This is a genomic window from Micromonospora sp. WMMD714, from assembly GCF_029581315.1.
Classification (GTDB): domain Bacteria; phylum Actinomycetota; class Actinomycetes; order Mycobacteriales; family Micromonosporaceae; genus Micromonospora; species Micromonospora rifamycinica.
This window is the reverse complement of sequence record NZ_CP120744.1, coordinates 1,591,279-1,611,168: the sequence shown is the minus strand read 5'-3', so window position 1 is coordinate 1,611,168 and position 19,890 is coordinate 1,591,279. Positions and strand designations below refer to the sequence as shown.

Below are 19,890 nucleotides of genomic sequence, written 5' to 3'. Positions count from 1 at the left end.
CCGAATCGACGCAGGTCAGCCGGGGAGCCGGCGGCCGGCGGCGGCCGACCGGACGGCGATCCGGGCCTCCCGCCGGGCGGTACGCACCGCGCGACCGACCGAACGTCGAGAGTGGCCGATGCGGTGCCCGGCCCGCCAGCGCAGGCCCGGCTTCCCCTCGGTGTCGGCGGCGGCGAGCAGCAGACCACCGAAGAGTCCGAGATTCTTCAGGAAGTGGACCTGGTTGTTGTTCCGCTTCGCCGGGTCGTCGTCGTCCCAGAACGGGTGCCCGGCGGCGGTGGTGGGCACCAGCGTGCCGGCGAGCACCAGCGCGGCGGGTCGGGTGAACTTCCCGGTGGCCAGCATCAGGCCGGCGGCGAGCTGCACGGCGGCGTTGGCGCGGATCAACGTCTCGGTGTCGGTGGGCAGCTGCGGCGCGGCCCGCTGGATCAGCGGGGCGACCCGGTCGGTGACCGGCCTGGCCGCCGGGACGAGCCGCTGGGGGTGTTGGAAGTTGCGGGCGCCGCTGACCACGAAGATGCCGCTCAACATGACACGGGCGAGGGAGCGCACGGGTTTCATGGCTCAGTCATACCCCGTCGGCACCCCGGCTATCCGGGCAACGGCTGATCCGGAGCGTCCGGTTGCCGCTGGTCCGGACCGGTCCGCGGCGTCGATCCCCACCCGGTCGGGTCGCGGATCCGGGCCGGCGGACGCGGCCGGCACGCCACGCCGAACAGCGCGACCGTCGCGGATGGACCGGCCCCGACCGGTAACGTCGCGCGGATGACGACCCTGCGGTTGCGTCCCGAGGACCCGGCCGACGCCGGCCCGGTCCGCCGGGTGCTGGCTGCCGCCTTCGCCCGCCCCGACGGCACCACCCCCGGGGAGGTCACCCTGGTGGACGAGCTGCGCGGCAGCGCGGCGTGGCTGCCGGAGCTGGCGATGGTCGCCGAGTACGGCGGCGAGGTGGTGGGGTACGCGCTGCTCACCCGGGTCCGGGTCGAGGCCGACCGGGAACGCGTGGCCGCGCTGGTGCTCGGCCCGGTGGCGGTGGCGCCGCACCGGCAGCGGGTCGGGCACGGGACGGCGGTGGTGCAGGCCGCCCTGGAGGCCGCCACCGAGCTGGGCGAACGGCTGGTGGTGGTGCTCGGTGACCCGGCGTACTACCGGCGTTTCGGCTTCAGCCGGGCGGACCGGATGGGGCTGGTCAGCCCCTGGTCGGGGCTGGGGGAACCCTGGCAGGCGCTGGTGCTGCCGCCCGAGGTCAGCCACGCGCCGCCGCCACCGCGCGGCGAGGTGGTCTTCCCGTCGCCCTGGTCCCGGGTCTGACCCCGACCTCTCCGCTGGCCCCGGGCCGGATAACGGCCCGGCGATCGCCGGCAGGGGGGCGGAGCGTGCCCGCCCGGTGTTCGTCGGCGGGGCGCGCGGCCGCCCGACGTCCGTGGCCGGGGCGCGCGGCCGCCCCGCGGGTCAGGCCGGTTGGGTACGCAGGTAGCGGCCGAAGTGCGGGACGGTGAAGGCGACCGTGCCGCGTTCCCCGGAGTAGATCAGCCCCTTCTTGATCAGCGCGTCCCGCGCCGGGGAGAGGCTGGCCGGCTTGCGCCCGAGGGCGCGGGCGATCTCGGCGGTCGACACCGCGGCGTCCATGTCGTCCCGCCCACCGCCGTCGACCTCCCCCGCCACCGGGGAGAGGACCGCCATCGTCCGCATGTACTCGCGTTCGGCCGGGGTGGCCCGCTCGAACCGGGATCCGAAGAAGCCGACCGCCAGCTCCGCCTCCGCCTCGGGCGCGGCCACCCGGACGTCCGCGTCCGTGATCGGTGACCGGGGAGCATGGTCCCAGGTCGCCTTCCCGTACGCCTGGACGAAGTACGGGTAGCCGCCGGAGGCCTCGTAGAGCAGGTCGAGGGCCTTCTGCTCGTACTCGACCTGCTCCCGTTCGGCCGGTGCGCAGAGCGCCCGGTCAGCGGCGATCCGGTCCAGCCGGTCGATCCGCAGATAGCGGAACAGCCGTTCGGAGTACGACTTGGCGGCGCTGAGCACCGCCGGCAGATGCGGCAGGCCCGCGCCGACCACGATCAGCGGGGCACCGAGCTGGGACAGCTCGTGACAGGCCGCGCAGAGCGCCGAGACGTCCTCCGCGCCGAGATCCTGCATCTCGTCGATGAACACGGCGACCCCGGTGCCCACCTCCCCGGCGATCGCCGCCGCGTCGGTGAGCAGCTCCACCAGGTCGATCTCGATGTCACCCGAGTCGGCCCGCCCGCTGCTGGCCGGTACGTCGATGCCGGGCTGCCAGCGGTCCCGCAGCCGGGGGGCCGCGCCGGCCCGCCCGGTGGCCGGTGCACCGCGTTGCCCGAACGCCTTGAGCACGCCGAGGAAGGCGTCGATCCGGTCCGGTGCGCGGTGCCGGGGGGCCAGCTCGCGGACCGCCATGTGCAGCGCGGCGGCGATCGGCCGGCGCAGGGACTGGTCCGGCCGGGCCTCGATCTTGCCGGTGCCCCAGAGCTGGTTGATCGCCTGGGAACGCAACGTGTTCAACAGGACGGTCTTGCCGACACCCCGCAGGCCGGTGAGCATCAGGCTGCGTTCGGGGCGACCCCGGGCGATCCGTTGCAGCACCACGTCGAAGACGTCCAGCTCCCGCCCCCGCCCGGCGAGTTCGGGCGGGCGCTGACCGGCGCCCGGGGCGTACGGGTTGCGGACCGGATCCACGCCTCGCACAGTATCGGGCGGTCTAGCCGTGGGCCTAGACATGCGTAGACGGCGCTACCGGCGTGTCTGCGGCCCGGGACCGCTGCCGCTGTCGTAGTGGGTGGTGGCCCCTGCCGGGTGGTGGCCCCTGTCGGGTCGTACACCGACCGGTGTCGGCCCGGACAGGCTGCCCGATGGTCCCGCCCGGGTCTGGTCAGGCTCTGCTGCCCCGCCGGGTCTCGATGCGAATCTGTGGCTGTCTAGCATCCACGCTAGACAGCCACAGATTCTCCTGTTCAGCTCCGTTTGCGCAGGCAGAGCACGTAGTCGAAGAGGTCCACCGAGTTGTCGTGCACGTAGTTGGCGTTCGACCCCGGTGCCAGCGACCGGCACCGCTCCCCGTTGGTGGAGGCGGGAATCCGGAGCAGCACCTCGTAGGTGTCCGGACCGCACGGCACCTTGCGCAGGTCGGCGCTGCTGGCCGTACCGTCGTTGACCACACAGTCGCCCTTGGTGATCTGGTCGGCCCGGGTCGGGGTCGGCTCGACCGTCGTCGGTTCGCCGGTCGGTTCCGTCGGCCCCTCCGTCGGCCCCTCGGTCGGTCCGCTCTCGGTCGGGGCGGTGGACGTGCTCGCTACCGGCGCCGGGTCGGCGTCGTCATCCGACGCCAGGACGAACCAGCCGGCCACCCCCAGACACGGGCAGAGCAGCAGGAACACCACCAGGCCGATGATCAGCGCGATCCGGCCACCCCGGCCCTTCGCCGGCGGCCCGCTCGGTGGCGGGAAGCCCGGCGCGGGCTGCCCCGGGAAGCCGGGCGGGGGTGCGGCCTGTCCCGGATATCCGGATGACGGTGCGGCGGCCTGCCCCGGGAAGCCGGGTGACGGCGGCGGCGGGGGCGACTGGTGCGGGAAGCCGGACGGTGGCGGGGACGCCGCTGCGCCGAACGCCCCGGCTGCCGGTGCGGCGGTCGGCCCGGCGGGCGGGAACGGCCCAGGGGGCGGGTAGCCGGCTCCCGAGGGAGCCGCCGGCTGGCCGGTCGGGGGCAGGTAGGTGTCCGGCGGCGGGTAGCCCGCACCGGAGGACGGTGGTGGCGGGTAGCCGGCCCCGGAGGAGGGCGGTGGCGGATAGCCGGCCCCGGAGGACGGCGGCGGTGGGTAGCCGGCCCCGGAGGAGGGCGGTGGCGGATAGCCGGCCCCGGAGGACGGCGGCGGCGGATAGCCGGCACCGGCACCGGCACCGGCACCGGACGCCGGGGGCCGGGAGTCGACCTCGGCGGCCGGTAGCTGGGTGGTCGGGGGGTACCCGGCACCCGACGTGGGCATCCGGGTGGTCGCCGGCTGCCCGGCCCCGGAGACCGGCAGCCGGGTGGTCGGCGGCTCCTGCGGAGTCGAGATCGGTGCCGTCGGCGGTTCGGCGGCAAAGGGCGCGGTGGGCGGCTCGGCGGCGACAGGTGCGGTCGGCGCGGTGGGTGGTTCGGCGGCGATGGGTGCGGTCGGCGGTTCCGGTGGGGTCGAGATCGGTGCCGTCGCGGCTTCGGCGGCGATGCGGGAGGTGGGTGGTTCGGCGGCGAAGGGTGCGGTGGGCGGCTCGGCCGGACCGGCCCAGATCGGGGCGGTCGGGGGCTCCGGCGTCGTAGCCGAGAAGGGTGCGGTCGGGGGCTCCGGCGTCGTAGCCGAGAAGGGTGTCGTCGCCGGTTCCGGCGCCGACGCGGCCATCGGCGTGGTCGGCGGCTCATCCGTACCCGCAATGGGGGTCGTGGGCGGCTCGGCCGTCTCCCGCGACACGGGCACGGTCGGTTCCTCCGCCTCCGCCGACCGGATCGGGGCCGTCACCGCCTCGGCCGGGCCGGATCCGGGGCCGGTCGTCGCCTCGGCCGGGCCGGTGGCCACGGGTTCGGTCGGGTGGTCGTCGGTGGCACCGGGGATCGGTGCGGTGGCCGGTTCGTCGGCCGGGTGTGGTGGAGACGAGATCGGAGCGGTCGGCGTCTCGTCGGCCGTGGTCGGGGAACCCGGCGGGATGACGGCGGTCTCCGGCTCGCCCGGAATGACGGCGGTCTCCGGTTCCTCGACGGGCGTCGACGGCGACGGGGAGATCGGCGCGGTCGGGGGTTCGTCCTGAGCACGGGTGAGGGGAGCGGTCGGTGGCTCGTCCGGCTCGGGGGAGATCGGAGCCGTCGGGGGTTCCGGATCCGACGGGATGCCCTCGGTGGGCGGCTCCGACCCGGAGGGGACGACAGGCATCGTCGGCGGCTCCGGGTCGAGCGGCGCGGTCGGCGGCTCCGGGTCGGAGGGCGTGAGGCGTGCGGTCGGCGGCTCCGGGTCGGGAGGCGTGAGGGGTGTGGTGGGCGGCTCCGGGTCGGGAGGCGTGAGGGGTGTGGTGGGCGGCTCCGGGTCGGGAACCGGAGGCCGGGGTTCCCCGTCGGGGCGGCCGGAGGCGGATGGGCCGAAGGTTGACATTTCTCCCCCAGGGGTGGGCTCAGCGCTGCTTCAGACAGAGGACGAAGTCGAGGGTGTCCAGCTCGCTGTCGAAGAAGTACCAGTTGGTGTAGCCCTCCACCTTGCCGCACTTCGCCTCGGCGTCCCTTTCACCACTGGTCGCCCCATCGAAACGGCGTAGTACCTCGTACGTCTTCGGGACACACTCGGTGATCATCAACTTCGGCTTGCCGGCGACCACGCCCTCGTTGCGGACACACTGGCCCGTCTTGACGAAACGCGGATCGGCCGACGAGGCGAGGGCGGGGGTGGTGGCTGCCGGACCGGTGGTCGCGGTGTCGGGCTCGACGGGCGAGGTCGGCAGCACGGCATCGGTGCGGGTCGGCGACCCGTCACCGCTGTCGCGCAGGTACCACAGGGTGCCACCACCGACGACCAGTACCGCGAGCACGACCAGTACCGCGACCAGTGCCCCACGCCCGCGCCCCGACGTCGGGTCGCCCGGGTACGCCCCGGGCGTACCCGGCGTGTAGGGCTCCGTCGGCCCGTACCCCTCCGGCGCGGCCGCGGGGGGCTGGTCCACCGGTCGGTACGGGTCCGGCGGGTACCGGTCGGCCGGGTGGGCCACCGGACCGCTCTGCTGCCGGGGCGGTACGCCCGGCGGGGCGGGCTCGTCCGGGCCGGGTGGTCCCCACCGGTCGTCCGGGCGTCGCCCACCCCACGGTTCCGGAGAACCGCCCGGTGGTCCGTAGTTCGCCATGCCCGTCCTCCCGCGTGCCGAGATGCCGACCATCCGGGAAGGACGCCGTCGACGTGGTCACCGTAGCGTGGTCCCGCGATGACCTCACCTTCCTCGGCCGCGACACCCGCCCGACCCGCCCTGATCTGGACCGCACTGATCCTGGTCTACGTACTGTGGGGTTCCACGTACCTCGGTATCCGGGTCGTGGTGGAGTCGGTGCCCTCGCTCGGCTCTGCCGCGGCCCGCTTCGGCACCGCCGCGCTGGTGCTGGCGGTCGTCCTGCGGCTCCGGCGGGGGCCGGGCGCGCTGCGGGTCGACCGTCGACAGCTCGGCTCCGCCGCGCTGGTCGGGGTGCTGCTGCTCGCCGGGGGCAATGGCCTGGTGGTGCTCGCCGAGTCCGGCCCGCCCGGGGTGGCGGTGCCGTCGGGGATCGCCGCGCTGCTGGTGGCCACCGTCCCGCTCCTGGTGGTCCTGCTGCGTACGGTCTCCGGGGACCGGCCGCCGGGGTGGACCTTCGCCGGGGTGACGCTGGGCTTCCTCGGGCTGGTGCTGCTGGTGCTGCCCCGGGGCGGCTCCGGGGCGGTGCCGGTGGTCGGGGCGCTCACTGTGGTCGCGGCGGCCACCTGCTGGTCGGTGGGGTCGTTCCTGTCCAACCGGCTGCGGATGCCCGCCGACCCGTTCGTCGCCACCGTCTACGAGATGCTCGCCGGGGCGGTGGTGCTCGTCGTGCTGGCCCTGGCCCGGGGCGAACTGCGTGGATTCTCGCCGGGGCAGGTGACGACCCGTTCCTGGCTCGCCCTGGCGTACCTGACGGTGGCCGGTTCGCTGGTGGCCTTCACCGCGTACGTCTGGTTGCTGGCCCACGCCCCCATCTCGCTGGCCTCCACCTACGCCTACGTGAACCCGGTGGTGGCGGTGGCCCTCGGCGCGCTGCTGGTGGCCGAGCCGATCACCGGCCAGGTGCTGTTCGGCGGGGCGGTGATCGTGGCCGGCGTGGCGCTGGTGGTGACCACCGAGCGCCCCCGGAGCACGGCCGGTCGCGGGGCGGTCACCGCGCCGTCGCGCCGGTGACGTCGGGGGTCGTGCCGATCGGCCCGGAGACCCCGTCGTGATGTCCGCCACCCTGGCGACGGCAGCCTCGACGCCTGCCGGCCCGGTGGTCGCGGTGGCGACGCTCGGTGCCCTGGTCGGCCTCGCCGCGCCCCGGATCGCCCGCGCCTTCCCGCCTCCCACCCCGCCCGTCCCCACCGCACCTGTCCCCACCCCGCCTGTCCCCACCCCGCCTGTCCCCACCCCGCCTGTCCCCACCGGGCCGGCCGAGCCCGTCCCCACCGCGCCGGCCGAGCCCGTGCCCGCCGAGCCCGTGCCCGCCGAGCCCGAGCCGGCCGAGCCCGTGTCCACCCCGCCTGTGCCCGCCGAGTCGCCTTCCGGCCTGCCTGTCGCCGTCGGGTCGCTCCGTGTCGCGCCGATCGGGGTCGCGGCGGTGGGGACGGTGGTCTTCGGCGGGTTGGCCGCCGTGCGGGGGGCCGAACCGGCCCTGCCGGCGTTCCTCCTGGTGGCAGCCGTGGGCCTGGTGCTGGCGGTGGTGGACGTGACCAGCCTGCGGCTCCCCGACCCGCTGGTCGGCGCGGCGGCCCTCGGCGGCGGTGTCGCCCTGACTGGTGCGGCCGTCGCCGCCGGTGCCCCGGGCCGCCTGCTCCTCGCGCTGGTGGGAGCCGTGCTCTCCGGCCTGCTGTACGTGGTGCTGGCGCTGCTGCCCCGGTCCCGGCTCGGCTTCGGGGACGTGAAGCTGGCGGCGGCGCTCGGCCTGCCGCTGGGTTGGCTGGGCTGGTCCACCCTCTGGCTCGGCCTGCTCCTGCCGCACCTGCTCAACGGGGTGCTGGTGCTGGCGCTGCTCGCCACCGGGCGGGTACGCCGGGACACCGCGCTGCCCTTCGGCCCCGCCCTGCTCACCGGCGCCTGGCTCGCCGTCCTCCTAGCCTGACCCCACCCCCGCCGTCTGCCCCCACCCCCGCCGCCTAACCCCCCCCACGCCCGCCCGGCGCTGCCGCGCCCGAGGGAGGCAAGGTGGATCTTGGAGGATTTCGGCCCTCCGGGGGGCCGTTTCCCACCAAGATCTACCAGCGGGCCATCCCCGACGCGTGGGTGTCAGATCAGGCGGAGTTGGCGGTCCTTCGGCCGGCGCGGCTCGGCCTCGCCGAACCGTTCGAACAGCCCCGGGTCGACCACGTCCAGGAACGGCGACGGCCGGCAGTCGCGTTCGGTGCCGTGGCGCACCCGGCGGGCGGCGTGGCTGACGTAGAGCCGGTCCTGGGCGCGGGTCAGCCCGACGAAGAACAGCCGCCGTTCCTCGGCGATCGTGTCGTCGTTGGGCGTCGAGCCGGGCCAGCGCAGCGGCAGCAGAGCGTCCTCGACGCCGACCAGGAAGACCACCGGGAACTCCAGCCCCTTCGCGGCGTGCAGGGTGAGCAGGGTGACCGCCTCGGCGCGCGGGTCCAGCGCGTCCACCTCGGCCCCGGTGGCGAGCTGGCCGAGGAACAGCTCCAGGTCGTCGCCGCAGCGCCGGGCCAGCGGGGTGAGCAGGTCGACGGCGGTCCGGACGTCCTCGGGGCGGACCGTACCGGCGGCGTCCAGGGTGGGGGCGGCGAACCGTTCGGCGAGCACCTGGCCGGCGAGCCGGACCCGGGCGGGCAGCCCACCGGTGAGGCCGTCGGCGTGCCGCAGTTCTCGGGCGATCGCGAGCACGCCGGGCCGGTCCCGGAGCCGGTCGTGCGACCGCTTCTGCACCGGGATGTTGGCCCGGGCCAGGGCGTCCACGATCGGGGCGGCCTGGGCGTCGGTGCGGTAGAGCACCGCGATGTCGGAGAAGGACAGGGTGGTGGACCGGCCGTCGATGCGCCCCGAGTCCAGCGACCGGTGGGAGAGCCCGCCGACCAGGTCGTCGACGGTGCGTACCACGAAGTCGGCCTCGTCGGCGACGGACGCCGCCGGGTAGCGGCCGACCAGCGGGGCCTCCGGGTCGAGCCGGGCCGGGTCGAGCCGGCGGCCCCGGACCAGCGACGACGGCGCGATGGCCTGGACGGCGGCGGCGAGGATCGGCGCGGACGAGCGGTAGTTGCGGTTGAGCCGGACCAGCCGGGCGTCGGTGAAGTCCTCGGAGAACCGCAGGAAGTAGCCGACGTCGGCCCCCCGGAACGAGTAGATCGCCTGGTCCGGGTCGCCGATCGCGCAGAGGTTGCCGTCGGCGGGGCTGAGCAGCCGCAGCAGGTCGTACTGGACGGGGTCGACGTCCTGGTACTCGTCGACGAAGATCCACCGCCAGCGTTCCCGGTACTCCCGGACCAGCTTCTTGTCGCCCTGGAGCAGCGCGACCGGCAGGGTGAGCAGCTCGTCCAGGTCGACGAGGTCCTGCTTGCGCAGCAGCGCCGTGTAGCGGGCCGGGTCGTCGCCGGCCTCCGACCGGGCCGCCGCCCGCTCGGCGTCGTCGGCGATCCGGAACCCCTCCGGCAGGCCGGCCGCCCCGGCGTTCTCCCGCAGGATGCTCAGCCCGAGCGCGTGGAAGGTGCCGACGGTGACGTCCTCGGCGACCGGGCCGAGCAGCCCGTCGAGCCGGTGCCGCAGCTCCTCGGCGGCCCGCCGGGTGAAGGTGATCGCCAGGCACTGTTCGGGGAAGACGTTCAGTTCGGCGCAGAGGTAGGCGATCCGGTGGGTCAGCGTCCGGGTCTTACCGGTGCCCGGCCCGGCCACGATCAGCAGCGGGCCGCCCGGCGCGGAGGCGGCCACCCGCTGCATCGCGTCCAACCGGTCCAGCAGGCCGGTGCCGACCTCCTCCATCCCGGCGAGCATCGGCTCGAACGGCTCGTGCGGTGAGGGGGTCGAGGCGATCGGCGGTGGCGGCGGGGCCGGCACGGGCTTCGGCTTCGGGTCGGCCTTGGCCGCCGTCGGCCGCTTGGCCTTCGGTTTCGCCGCCGGCTCCGTCGGCCTGCGCTGCGCCGGTACCGGTACGTCGAACAGCGTCTCCTGCCCCGAGCCGGCGGCCCCGCCCAGCTCGGCCGGGTCGAAGAGGGTGATCACGCCGTACTCGCCGTCGTAGCCGGGCACCCGGCGCACGTCGCCGCGGCGCAGTCGGCCGATGCCCTCGGCGAGCAGCTCCCCGCCGACCCGACCGATCTCGTCGACCGGGGTACGGGTGAGGATCTCCAGCTCCGGGCCGAGCGCGGCGACCAGCTCGTTGAGCTTCCCCTCGACCTTCTTGGACCGGGGCCCCACCTTGTTGATCTCACCGAGGACCTCGGCCAGCGGCACCAGGTGGGTCACCTCGCGGGCGTGCTCCGGGCGGTGCCCGTCGGGCCGGTCGGCCAGCTCCTCGACCCGGCTGAGCACCCCCACGGTCAGCGGCTTGCCGCACTCCGGGCAGCGTCCGCCGGCCGCCCGGGTCCGCTCCGGCGGCCAGTTGACGCCGCAGAGCCGGTGCCCGTCGGCGTGGTACTTGCCCTCCTCGGGGAAGAACTCGATCGTCCCGGCCAGCCCGTCCCCGGTCCGCAGCGCGTCCCGGATGGCGAAGTAGTCGCGGGCCGACGAGAAGACGGTGGCCTCCCGGGCCAGGGCCGGCGGGGAGTGCGCGTCGGAGTTGGAGACCAGCCGGTAGCGGTCCAGGCTGCCGACCCGCCAGTTCATCGCCGGGTCGGAGGAGAGCCCGGTCTCCACCGCGAAGACGTGCCCGGCGAGGTCGGCGTAGCAGTCGGCGATCGCGTCGAAGCCGGACTTCGAGCCGAGCGCGGAGAACCACGGCGTCCAGATGTGCGCCGGCACCAGGTAGCCGTCTTCGCTGGCGTCGAGGGTGATCTCCAGCAGGTCCCGGGAGTCCAGGCCGAGGATCGGCCGGCCGTCCGAGCCGAGGTTGCCGATCCGGCCCAGCGCGGTGTTGAACCGGGCCACCGCGTCCAGGTCGGGCAGGTAGATCAGGTGGTGCACCTTGCGGGTCCGGTCGTCCCGCTTGTAGATGGTGGAGATCTCCACGCTCAGCATGAACCGGACCGGGTCGGCCTCCGCGGCGTCGGCCAGCCGGGGCGGCAGCCGCCGGGCGATGTCCGCCTCGGCCTCCGGGCCGAGCCGGTACAGGCCGGGCTCGGCCGGTTGCAGGGTCTCCCGCAGGTGGTCGTACCAGGCGGGATGGGTGAAGTCCCCGGTGCCGAGCACGCCGATGCCCTTGCGTCTGGCCCACCAACCGAGATTGGGCAGGGTGAGATCGCGGCTGCACGCGCGGGAGTACTTCGAGTGGATGTGCAGGTCCGCGACGAACGGCGGGACGCCACCAGGGGGAGCGGCGTTGAACGGAGGCACGCCGCATCCTGTCACGGCCGGTCCACTACCCGCCTGCCGCCACGCGTACGCGTGAGGAGGGCAATCCGGTGCTGGACTCCACCCGCCGGACGCGCTATAAGTCGGGCTCTCCACCCGCCGGGGCAGGTCACGGGGCGCGCAGCTCGACCAGGGTCACCTGCGGCGGTGCGCCGACGCGGACCGGTGGCCCCCAGAAACCGGCCCCGTTGGTGACGTAGACCTTGGTGCCGTCGACCTCGCCGAGCCCGGAGACCACCGGCTGCTGGAGCTTGACGGCCAGGTTGAACGGGGCGAGCTGACCGCCGTGGGTGTGCCCGGACAGTTGCAGGTCGACGCCGAACGTGGCCGCCTCGCGGGCGGCGATCGGCTGGTGGGCGAGCAGCACCACCGGGCGGCTGACGTCCCGGCCGCCGAGCGCGGCGGTGAAGTCGGCGGGGCCGGCGACGCCGGTGCCGTCGGCGGTGACGTCGTTGATCCCGGCCAGGTCGAGCACCCCGCCCCGGGCCCGGATCTCCTGCCGTTCGTTCTGGAGCACCCGCAGGCCGAGCCGGTCGACCTCGGCCACCCACTCCTCGACCCCGGAGTAGTACTCGTGGTTGCCGGTGACGAAGAAGCTGCCGTACCGGGAGCGCAGGTCACGCAGCGGCTCGGCGGCCTCGCCCAACTCGGCGACCGAGCCGTCGACCAGGTCACCGACGACCGCCACCAGGTCGGCGTCCAACCGGTTGATCATCGCGACGATCCGCTCGGTGTGCGCCCGACCGCGCAGCGGGCCGAGGTGGATGTCCGAGACGGTGGCGATGCGCAGGCCGTCCATGCTGCGGGGGAGCTTCGCCAGCGGGATGCGTACCCGGTCGAGCTGCGGCGGGCCGAGTGCGGTGCGGACCCCGTACCCGGTTATGCCGGTGGCGGTGAGCCCGGCGAAGATCGCCGCCCCCCGGGCGAGCAGCAACCGGCGCGACTCGTCGTGGTCGGGACGGTCCACCGCCTCGGCGGCCGGCGGGTCGGCGCTACCGGCCGCACCGACCAGCGCCGGTTCCGGGGCGGCCGTGGTGGCTTCGGCGGTGGCGCTGCGGCGACGCAGCACCAGCCGGGTCACCGCCATCGGCACCTCCAGCGCCAGCAGCACGATCAGCAGGTAGAACATCACCGCGAGCCAGAGGTAACCCGGCCAGGCCAGCCAGAACGCCCCGGCGATCTGGGTGCCGGCCATCGTCGCCGGGACGAGCACCGCCAGCACCAGCGCGACGACCGTGCCGACCCGCCGCCACCGGCCCGGCCCGGTGGTGTCCTTGACCAGCCGTTTCCACAGGTAGAAGTGGATCAGCCCGGTGATCAGCGCGAGCGTGCCTACGAACCCCAGAATCGCCAACACGGCAGCCCTCTCTCAGCCGCCCGCGAAGGGAGGCAGCACGTCGATCGTGGCCCCGGCCGGCAACGGTGTCTGACGATCATGGCAGGCCACCCCGTCGACCAGGAAACTCGCCACCTGGAGCACTGCGGCCAGCCGGGGGCCGTGCCGGTGCGCGAGTTCGCCGAGGAGTTCGTCCAGCGGGCGACCGGCGGATGCGGTCTCCTCGCTGCGGCCGGCGGCGGCCCGCGCCCCGGCGAAGTACCGGACGGTGAGGTGCACCTCAGCCTCCGATCGCCGACATGGGCCGGACAGGTTGCAGGAAGGTCGGGTCGTCGATGCCGTGCCCGGCCCGCTTGACCACCGTGGCGGCCTGCCAGCGGCGGGCGAGTTCGGTGTCGTCCGCGCCGGCCCGCAGCGCGCCGCGCAGGTCGGACTCCTCGGTGGCGAACAGGCAGTTGCGGAGCTGCCCGTCGGCGGTGAGCCGGGTCCGGTCGCAGTCGCCGCAGAACGGCCGGGTCACCGTGCCGATCACGCCGACCCGGGCCGGGCCGCCGCCGACCAGCCAGGTCTCGGCCGGGGCCGCGCCCCGCTCGGCCGGGTCGGGGGTGAGCGGGAACTCGGCGGCCAGCGACGCCAGGATCTCGTCGGCGGTCACCATCGTGGCCCGGTCCCAACCGTGCTGGGCGTCCAGCGGCATCTGCTCGATGAACCGCAGCTCGTAGCCGTGGTCGAGGGCGAACCGCAGCAACGCCGGAGCCTCGTCGTCGTTCACCCCGCGCATCAGCACCGAGTTGACCTTCACCGGGGTGAGCCCGGCGGTGGCGGCCCCGGCCAGCCCGGCGAGCACGTCGGACAGCCGGTCCCGCCGGGTCAGCGCGGCGAACCGGGCCGGGTCCAGGGTGTCCAGCGACACGTTCACCCGGTCCAGCCCCGCGTCGCGCAGCGCCGGGGCGAGCCGGTCCAGCCCGAGACCGTTGGTGGTCAGCGAGATCCGGGGTCGGGGGGTGAGCGCGGCCACGGCGGCGACGATGCCGACCAGCCCCGGCCGGATCAGCGGCTCGCCACCGGTGAACCGCACCTCGGTCACCCCGAGCCGCTGCACCGCGACCCGGACCAGCCGGACGATCTCCGCGTCGGTGAGCAGTTGCGGCCCGGCCAGCCAGGGCAGCCCCTCGGCCGGCATGCAGTAGGTGCAGCGCAGGTTGCACTTGTCGGTCAGCGACACGCGCAGGTCCCGGGCGATCCGGCCGTACCGGTCGACGAGGACGCCGGCGGTCGTCGGGGCGGCGGTCACCCGTCGACCGTAGCGCGGCCGACGCCCCGCAGCGCCGCTCGGGCGGCACCGACGACCGCATCGCGGTACGCCCCACCGAACAGCGCGGTGTGCACCAGCAGCAGCTGGAGCTGGTGCAGCGGCACCCGTTCCCGCCAGCCGTCGGCCAGCGGCCACGCCTCCCGGTAGCCGGCCATGATCCGCTCGTGGTGCGGCGGGCCGCCGAAGAGCGCCAGCTGGGCCAGGTCGGTCTCCCGGTGCCCGCCGTGCGCCGCCGGGTCGACCAGCCACACCCGCTCGTCCGCGCCCCAGAGCAGGTTGCCCGGCCACAGGTCGCCGTGCAGCCGGGCCGCCGGCTCGTCGCCGCCGAACTCGTCGATCCGCGCGACCACCTGCTCGACCAGCGTGGCGTCCGCGCCGTCGAGCACCCCGCCGTCGACCGACATCCGCAGGTACGGCAGGAGCCGCCGCCGGGCGAACCACTGCGGCCACGGTCCCTCGTCGGGGGTGTTGTCCTGGTCGAGCGTGCCGATGAACCCGGGCCAGGCCGCCCCGAACCCGGCAGCACCGGCCCGGTGGGTGTCGGCCAGCTCCCGACCGAACCGCTCGGCCGCCCCGGGCGTCGGCTCGCCCGGGTCCACCCAGTCGAGCGCCAACAGCCCGGGCAGCGCCACCACCACCTCCGGTACGGCCACCGCGCCGGCCTCGCGCAGCCAGCGCAGCCCGGCGGCCTCGGTGGCGAAGAAGCCCTCCGGCACCGGGCGGCCGGTCCGCTCCGGCCAGGTCTTGGTGAAGACCGAGTGGCCGTCGTCCAGGGTCAGCCGGGAGGCCACGCAGCTGTCCCCGCCCGCCACCGGGGTCTCCCGGATGCGCTGGTGGGTCAGGAAGGTGGGCAGGTGCTCCGGGTGCGCCCGTAGGTACGCCAGGTCCATGAGCGCAAGGTAGCCGCTCGGACCGACGCGGGTGGGGCGCGTCGGCTCCGGAAACGCGGCCACCTGTGCCAATACTCTCCGTATCTGTGGATAACCCGGGTGTCGTCCACAGGGCCTGTCCGGGGTGTCCCGCCCGGTCGCAGGCTGCCCGACATGAACGCGACCGACCGCCCCCGGCTCACCGTCCGCTCTCCCGCCGACCTGATCGCCGCCGTGCCGTACCTGCTCGGTTTCCACCCCGTCGACAGCATCGTGGTGGTGGCGATGCGCGGCCGGCGGATCGTCTTCGCCGCCCGCGCCGACCTGCCCGAGCCGGGCACCGACCCGCTGCTGCCGGCGCGACATCTCGGCGAGGTCATCGCCCGGCAGGACGCCGACGCCGCCACCGTCGTCGGGTTCGGCCCGCCCGAACGGGTCACCCCGACGCTGGATGCCGTCCGCTCGGCGCTGGCCGACCTGGGCCTGCCCGTGCTCGACGCGCTGCGGGTCACCGGTCGCCGCTACTGGTCGTACCTCTGCACCGCGCCGGACTGCTGCCCGTCCGACGGCACCCCGTACGACCCGGAGGCCAGCCAGGTCGCCGCCGCTGCCGTCTACGCCGGTCAGGTGGCACTGCCCGACCGGGCGGCGCTCACCGCCCAGGTCGCTCCGGCCGAGGGCGTCGACCGGGTCGCGCTGCGCCGGGCCGGCGACCGGGCCGAACGACGCCTGCTGGAGCTGCTGGAAGCGTCCCCCGCCGACGACGAGTTCGGCGAACGGACGATCCGGCGGGCCGGCGTGGCAGCGGTACGCCGGTGCCAGCGTCGGCACCGACGTGGTGAGCTGCTCACCGACGACGAGGTGGCCTGGCTGACCCTGCTCCTGACCCACCTGCCGGTACGCGACCACGCGTGGGAACGCACCGACGGCCGGGAGGCCGACATCGCCTTCTGGGGCGAGGTGCTGCGCCGCGCCGAGGACGAGCTGGTCCCCGCCCCGGCCTGCCTGCTCGCCTTCGCCGCCTGGCGGGCCGGTCAGGGTGCGCTCGCCGCCGTGGCGCTGGAGCGGGCGCTGACCCTCCGCCCCGACTACACCCTCGCCCTCATCCTCGACGACCTGTTGCGGCGCGGCGTGCCACCGTCCGAACTGGACGGCTGGCCGACGGTGACCGAGCCGGGAGTACTGCGCCGTCGCCGTCGCCGGCCCCGCCGTCCCCGCTGACCGGCTGTGCTGGCCTTCCTTGATCTGCCCCTGTGTTCTGCGCCGGTGCGTTCCAGCCGGCCCGGGTCTGCCGCGCAGCCGGTTGCGCCGTCGCTGACCGGCTGCGTTTCGAGCGCCGCGTCGTTGCGTGGGCTGTGGGGCTGTGGGGCTGTGGGGCTGCGGCTTGCGGGCTGCGGCTTCCGGTGAGTCGGGGCGCAGCGATCGGTCGGTGAAGAGAGCCACCGTTCGAAGGGTGACAGTCGGTCACGTTCAGTGAAGGGGTGGGGGTATGTGTTCCCCGAGGTGAGTATGCCCAGCAGTCATATTCATGCCTGGCAGGCATAAGGCTGTCGGCGGAATGTAGGTCAGGTCGACCCGGCGACGCATCCTCAACGCGAAGCGCCTGCCCCGAACCGGGACAGGCGCTTCGTCGGGGCAGGTCGGTCAGGCGCGAGCGGCCAACCCGGCGACGAACGTGCGCCACGAGGTCGGGGCGAACGTCAGGGCCGGCCCGTCCGGGTCCTTGGAGTCCCGTACGGCGACCGCGCCGGGAAGGTTGTCGGCGACCTCGACACAGTTCCCGCCGCTCGCACCGCTGCGGGTGGACTTCCTCCACGTGGCGTTACTGAGGTCCATGTTGGCTCTCAACTTCCTTCAACAGATCGATGGACTGCCGACGCGGCAGGGCCTCGTTCCGAACGTTCTCCCACCGCGCTTGGAGCGTAGCCAACTCATCATCCTTGTCGACCACAACGCCGCCAAGCTGGTTCTCAAGGTGTCCGACCCACACTCCGTCGCCGGCTCGCGCCAGTGCGAATGGCCCGGACAGTCCGACATGCAGCCCGGTGACTGCGGGAATGACATGCACGTGAACGTGTGGCAGTTCTGCCTTGGCGATAAGTTGGGTGATCTGTTGCCCCATGACGCCGCCGAAGCCCTCCCCGGTGAGACGTACCGCCCTCTCGTCGAGTACCGCGACCAATTGCGGAGGATGCGCGTCGGTCAGAATTCTCTGCCGATCGATTCGTGCTGACACCCGTTGATCCACCTCGTTGTCGGTGAGACTGTCAACGGTTCGTAGCACCGCGCGGGCGTAGGCCTCGGTTTGTAGTAGGCCGGGAATCAGGTTCGGCTCGAAATACCTGAGTTGGGTCGCGTTGCGTTCGGCGTCGAGCCACGGCAGGAACCACGACGGTGTGCCGAGCTTGCTCACCAGCCGCTCGAAGAGCCCACTGGTGCTGAGCGCCCGATCAGCTCCCTTGATGAAGTCCAGGGTCAGCGCCCGGGTGCCACCCTCGACGGCACTGACGTGCGACGCGCTGAAGCCGGCGCCGCGCCCGAACGTCTCCTGCGTCATCCCGGCGGCACCCCGGGCACGGCGGATCTCGGCAACGACGAAATCGGCGAGCGGATCTGGTACGTCAGCCATGCACGGTGCCCCAATCTGAAGATCGACTATTTATGTCGCCACCTCGTCGGCAGTTCCTCATCCGGCTCAGCCCGAAGCCGCGTCGCACCTTACGAGCCTAGTGACCTCCACATCAGAGTGTCACCGGGGCGGCGCTGTCGGTAGTGGTCGAGAGCTGGCGGCGGCGTCTGCCGGAGGGGCCGTCCGTGGAAGGGCGGCCGGCCCCTCCTCCACAGCGACGCGGACACACCGACGCAGGGGAGACGCCGTGCCCAGGGAGAAGCCGAAGCCCGAGAAGAGCCCTGAGCCCGAGAAGAGCCCGAGGCCCGCGCCCGGCCGGGAGCCCGTACCCGACCCCGGGCCGCCCGCGCGCCCGATCGTGCCCGGACCGATCGGGCCGTTCGTTCCGCCGTACCGGGGGCCGGGGCGGATGTTCGGCGTCGTGCCGGCGCACCGGCGGGGGCTCAGCCGGAACCAGGGGCCACGGTGACCACGCCGCAGGTCAGGTCGGGAGAGGTGCTGCACCTGTCGCGCGCCGCCAGCGTGCAGTTCATCCGGCCGATCACGGTCAGGGTCATCCGGGTGCTGACCGACTGGCACACGTACGACGGATGGGTGTGGATCGACGCTTACCAGCTGAATGCTGTCGGCGACGCGGTGCGGCGGCGGACCCTGTTCCTGATGCCGGCGGGTGTGCGCCGGCCCGCCCCGCAGCCGGACCGCGCCCACACGCGGACCGCCCCGGCTCCCCCTGCCCGGCGGGGTGGGGCGACGGTCTCGCGGCAGGGGACGGCGGTGCCCCGGGACGCTCGGCCCGGTCGGGGGCGGGCGTCCCGGTCGGCGGGGACGCCGTGACCGGGCCGCTGCCCGGCCGGCACACGCCGCTACGACCGATCTGGCTGTGCCGGGTCGATGCGAACCCGTGGCCGTGCGGCGAGGCGAAACTCGCCCTCCTCGCGAGATACGACGGCGACCGGCCCGGACTGCTCGCACTGCTGGCCAGCCTGTCGGCGGAGGCGACCGAACACCTGACGCAGCTCGACAACGGTCGCCGGATCGACGTGACCGACCGCTTCCTCAGCTGGCTCCGCCCGTCGGGACGCTGACCCCACTCCTCCCGGTCGACGTGCCGCTGCGGGAATGGGCAGCGGCTGCCGGTGGATTGTGGAGAGTTGTTGTCGCCCTGGCGACAACAACTCTCCACAATCCACTGCCGAACCTCCACCGTCCGCCCCATCCACCGGCCCGCGCCACCCGCAGACCCACGCCGCCCCGGCCACCGGCCGAACCGCATCGACCGGTCCGCCGACCGCGCCTGCCGCCGACCGCGCCTGCGTTGCCGTCTGTGCCTGAGCTGCCGTCCGGGCCTGAGCTGCCGTCCGGGCCTGGACCGCCGACCGAGGCAGGAGTCGCGGTCCGGGCCTGGGCCGCCGACCGAGGCAGGAGCCGCCGTCGGGGCCTGAATCGCCGTTCGGGGCAGGCGCTGCGGGTTTCAGGTGGTGACGCGCTGCGCGCCGGTGTAGACGTTCATGGTCCGGCCACGGAGGAAGCCGACCAGGGTCATACCCGCCTCGTCGGCCAGGTCGGCGGCGAGGGTGCTCGGTGCGGAGACCGCCGCCAGCAGCGGTACCCCGGCCATCCACGCCTTCTGGGTCAGCTCGAAGCTCGCCCGACCGGACACCAGCAGCAGGTGCCCGGCGAGCGGCAGCCGTCGTTGCCGGACCGCCCAGCCGACCACCTTGTCCACCGCGTTGTGCCGGCCGACGTCCTCGCGCAGCACCACCAGTTCGCCGTGCGGGGTGAACAGGCCCGCCGCGTGCAGGCCGCCGGTGCGGTCGAAGGCGCGCTGTGCGGCGCGCAGCCGGTCGGGTAGCTCGGCCAGCAGCTTCGCCGGCACGGTGAGCGGGTCGTCCGCGACGGTGAAGCGGGACCGGGTACGCACCGCGTCGATGCTGGCCTTGCCGCACACCCCGCATGAGCTGGTGGTGTAGAAGTTGCGTGCCGGGTCGACCGCCGGTGCCGGCACGCCGGGTGCGAGCACCACGTCGACCACATTGTACGTGTTCGGTGTCTCCGCCCCGGAACAGAGCTGGGCGGTCTGCACGTCGGCGTCGTTGCGGATCAGCCCCTCGGTCAGCAGGAAGCCGATGGCCAGGTCGAGGTCGTCGCCGGGGGTACGCATGGTCACCGCCAGCGGCCGGCGTCGACCCGGGCTGCCCGGCCCGACCCGGATCTCCAGCGGCTCCTCCACGGCGAGCGTGTCCGGCCGGCGCAGCGCCACCCGGGCGTCGTCCGCCGCTTCGAGGTCGATCCGGAGCACGCTCCGCCGGTCAGTGGCCCGTCCCATCCCGCCATCCTGCCCCGCCCACCCGATCCCCCGCACGGCGACGGCCCCGCCTCCCGATCCCCCGCACGCGGGGACTGGGCAAGACCGGGACACGGCGACACCCGATCCTCGGCACGCGGGGACTGGGTGTGACCGGGGCACGGCGACACCCGATCCTCGGCACGCGGAGGCCGGGCGGGACCGGGGCGTTGAGGCACC

The 19,890-nt window shown here is 74.3% G+C and carries 18 protein-coding genes and 1 pseudogene; 7 read left to right on the top strand and 12 right to left on the bottom strand.

All coding sequences use genetic code 11. The features are described from left to right. Positions 1-15: 15 nt before the first annotated feature. The gene (locus tag O7625_RS07175) at positions 16-561 is read right to left on the bottom strand and encodes a DoxX family protein (protein WP_282345153.1); all 546 of its coding nucleotides are present in this window, start codon (positions 559-561) and stop codon (positions 16-18) included. Between the two features lie 204 nt (positions 562-765). Here O7625_RS07175 and O7625_RS07170 point away from each other — a divergent pair, with 204 nt between their 5' ends. Next, on the top strand, positions 766-1,311 hold the full coding sequence (locus O7625_RS07170; RefSeq protein WP_282345152.1) for an N-acetyltransferase: 546 nt from the start codon (positions 766-768) through the stop codon (positions 1,309-1,311). A 141-nt stretch (positions 1,312-1,452) separates the two neighbouring features. On the opposite strand, the gene O7625_RS07165 is transcribed toward O7625_RS07170, so the two are convergent. Together O7625_RS07165 and O7625_RS07160 are read right to left on the bottom strand one after the other, a co-directional pair. Then, a complete protein-coding gene (locus O7625_RS07165; RefSeq protein WP_282345151.1) occupies positions 1,453-2,697 on the bottom strand; it encodes an ATP-binding protein in 1,245 nt (414 codons plus the stop codon). Between the two features lie 275 nt (positions 2,698-2,972). Then, positions 2,973-4,001, bottom strand: coding sequence for a hypothetical protein (locus O7625_RS07160; protein WP_282345150.1), 1,029 nt, complete (start codon positions 3,999-4,001; stop codon positions 2,973-2,975). On the opposite strand from O7625_RS07160, the gene O7625_RS07155 reads away from it, so the two are divergent. Beyond that, positions 3,994-4,797, top strand: coding sequence for a hypothetical protein (locus O7625_RS07155; protein ID WP_282345149.1), 804 nt, complete (start codon positions 3,994-3,996; stop codon positions 4,795-4,797). The genes O7625_RS07160 and O7625_RS07155 overlap by 8 nt on opposite strands. A gap of 357 nt (positions 4,798-5,154) precedes the next feature. Here the strand turns inward: O7625_RS07155 and O7625_RS30240 are convergent. Beyond that, positions 5,155-5,409, bottom strand: a pseudogene (locus O7625_RS30240) (flagellar basal body protein FliL); the annotation flags it as partial. Positions 5,410-5,952: 543 nt separating this feature from the next. Between O7625_RS30240 and O7625_RS07145 the strand changes: the two are divergent. Next, entirely contained in the window at positions 5,953-6,927 is a 975-nt protein-coding gene (locus O7625_RS07145; protein WP_282345147.1) for an EamA family transporter, read from the top strand. Positions 6,928-6,967: 40 nt separating this feature from the next. Next, on the top strand, positions 6,968-7,840 hold the full coding sequence (locus O7625_RS07140; protein ID WP_282345146.1) for a prepilin peptidase: 873 nt from the start codon (positions 6,968-6,970) through the stop codon (positions 7,838-7,840). Positions 7,841-8,004: 164 nt separating this feature from the next. Here the strand turns inward: O7625_RS07140 and O7625_RS07135 are convergent, their stop codons facing one another. The 5 genes from O7625_RS07135 to O7625_RS07115 all read right to left on the bottom strand — a co-directional run bounded on the left by O7625_RS07135 (position 8,005) and on the right by O7625_RS07115 (position 14,758). Beyond that, complete coding sequence (locus tag O7625_RS07135) at positions 8,005-11,199, bottom strand: UvrD-helicase domain-containing protein (RefSeq protein ID WP_282345145.1); 3,195 nt, start codon at positions 11,197-11,199, stop codon at positions 8,005-8,007. A 127-nt stretch (positions 11,200-11,326) separates the two neighbouring features. Further along, positions 11,327-12,574 carry a metallophosphoesterase gene (locus tag O7625_RS07130; protein ID WP_282345144.1) on the bottom strand — a complete coding sequence of 416 codons (1,248 nt, stop codon included), beginning with the start codon at positions 12,572-12,574 and terminating at the stop codon, positions 11,327-11,329. A 12-nt stretch (positions 12,575-12,586) separates the two neighbouring features. Then, positions 12,587-12,832, bottom strand: a complete 246-nt coding sequence (locus O7625_RS07125; protein ID WP_067301193.1) for a MoaD/ThiS family protein — start codon at positions 12,830-12,832, stop codon at positions 12,587-12,589. Between the two features lies 1 nt (position 12,833). After that, entirely contained in the window at positions 12,834-13,847 is a 1,014-nt protein-coding gene (moaA, locus tag O7625_RS07120; protein WP_282345143.1) for a GTP 3',8-cyclase MoaA, read from the bottom strand. Next, positions 13,844-14,758 (bottom strand): fructosamine kinase family protein, encoded by a 915-nt coding sequence (locus O7625_RS07115; protein WP_282345142.1) that lies wholly within the window; start codon positions 14,756-14,758, stop codon positions 13,844-13,846. Before O7625_RS07115 ends, moaA begins: the two co-directional genes overlap by 4 nt. Before the next feature lie 153 nt (positions 14,759-14,911). Between O7625_RS07115 and O7625_RS07110 the strand changes: the two genes are divergently transcribed. Further along, positions 14,912-15,958 carry a DUF4192 domain-containing protein gene (locus O7625_RS07110; RefSeq protein ID WP_282345141.1) on the top strand — a complete coding sequence of 349 codons (1,047 nt, stop codon included), beginning with the start codon at positions 14,912-14,914 and terminating at the stop codon, positions 15,956-15,958. A gap of 423 nt (positions 15,959-16,381) precedes the next feature. Here O7625_RS07110 and O7625_RS07105 read toward each other — a convergent pair whose 3' ends face one another. Continuing rightward, positions 16,382-16,573, bottom strand: a complete 192-nt coding sequence (locus O7625_RS07105) for a DUF397 domain-containing protein (RefSeq protein WP_194822157.1) — start codon at positions 16,571-16,573, stop codon at positions 16,382-16,384. Further along, complete coding sequence (locus tag O7625_RS07100; RefSeq protein WP_282345140.1) at positions 16,560-17,366, bottom strand: helix-turn-helix transcriptional regulator; 807 nt, start codon at positions 17,364-17,366, stop codon at positions 16,560-16,562. Before O7625_RS07100 ends, O7625_RS07105 begins: the two co-directional genes overlap by 14 nt. A 465-nt stretch (positions 17,367-17,831) precedes the next feature. Here O7625_RS07100 and O7625_RS07095 point away from each other — a divergent pair, with 465 nt between their 5' ends. Beyond that, positions 17,832-18,200, top strand: a complete 369-nt coding sequence (locus O7625_RS07095; RefSeq protein WP_282345139.1) for a hypothetical protein — start codon at positions 17,832-17,834, stop codon at positions 18,198-18,200. Further along, the gene (locus O7625_RS07090; protein ID WP_282345138.1) at positions 18,197-18,451 is read left to right on the top strand and encodes a flavin reductase; all 255 of its coding nucleotides are present in this window, start codon (positions 18,197-18,199) and stop codon (positions 18,449-18,451) included. The genes O7625_RS07095 and O7625_RS07090 overlap by 4 nt, the downstream gene beginning before the upstream one ends. A gap of 386 nt (positions 18,452-18,837) precedes the next feature. Here O7625_RS07090 and fdhD read toward each other — a convergent pair whose 3' ends face one another. After that, positions 18,838-19,692, bottom strand: coding sequence for a formate dehydrogenase accessory sulfurtransferase FdhD (fdhD, locus tag O7625_RS07085; RefSeq protein ID WP_282345137.1), 855 nt, complete (start codon positions 19,690-19,692; stop codon positions 18,838-18,840). Between the last annotated feature and the right edge of the window lie 198 nt (positions 19,693-19,890).

What these genes read in the sequence shown, in the direction of transcription:
- O7625_RS07110 (WP_282345141.1), top strand. Translation starts at nt 14,912, where the DNA reads ATGAACGCGACCGACCGCCCCCGGCTCACCGTCCGCTCTCCCGCCGAC.
- O7625_RS07160 (WP_282345150.1), bottom strand. Translation starts at nt 4,001, where the DNA reads ATGCCCACGTCGGGTGCCGGGTACCCCCCGACCACCCAGCTACCGGCC.
- O7625_RS07100 (WP_282345140.1), bottom strand. Translation starts at nt 17,366, where the DNA reads ATGGCTGACGTACCAGATCCGCTCGCCGATTTCGTCGTTGCCGAGATC.
- O7625_RS07115 (WP_282345142.1), bottom strand. Translation starts at nt 14,758, where the DNA reads ATGGACCTGGCGTACCTACGGGCGCACCCGGAGCACCTGCCCACCTTC.
- fdhD (WP_282345137.1), bottom strand. Translation starts at nt 19,692, where the DNA reads ATGGGACGGGCCACTGACCGGCGGAGCGTGCTCCGGATCGACCTCGAA.
- O7625_RS07170 (WP_282345152.1), top strand. Translation starts at nt 766, where the DNA reads ATGACGACCCTGCGGTTGCGTCCCGAGGACCCGGCCGACGCCGGCCCG.
- O7625_RS07105 (WP_194822157.1), bottom strand. Translation starts at nt 16,573, where the DNA reads ATGGACCTCAGTAACGCCACGTGGAGGAAGTCCACCCGCAGCGGTGCG.
- O7625_RS07140 (WP_282345146.1), top strand. Translation starts at nt 6,968, where the DNA reads ATGTCCGCCACCCTGGCGACGGCAGCCTCGACGCCTGCCGGCCCGGTG.
- O7625_RS07145 (WP_282345147.1), top strand. Translation starts at nt 5,953, where the DNA reads ATGACCTCACCTTCCTCGGCCGCGACACCCGCCCGACCCGCCCTGATC.
- O7625_RS07175 (WP_282345153.1), bottom strand. Translation starts at nt 561, where the DNA reads ATGAAACCCGTGCGCTCCCTCGCCCGTGTCATGTTGAGCGGCATCTTC.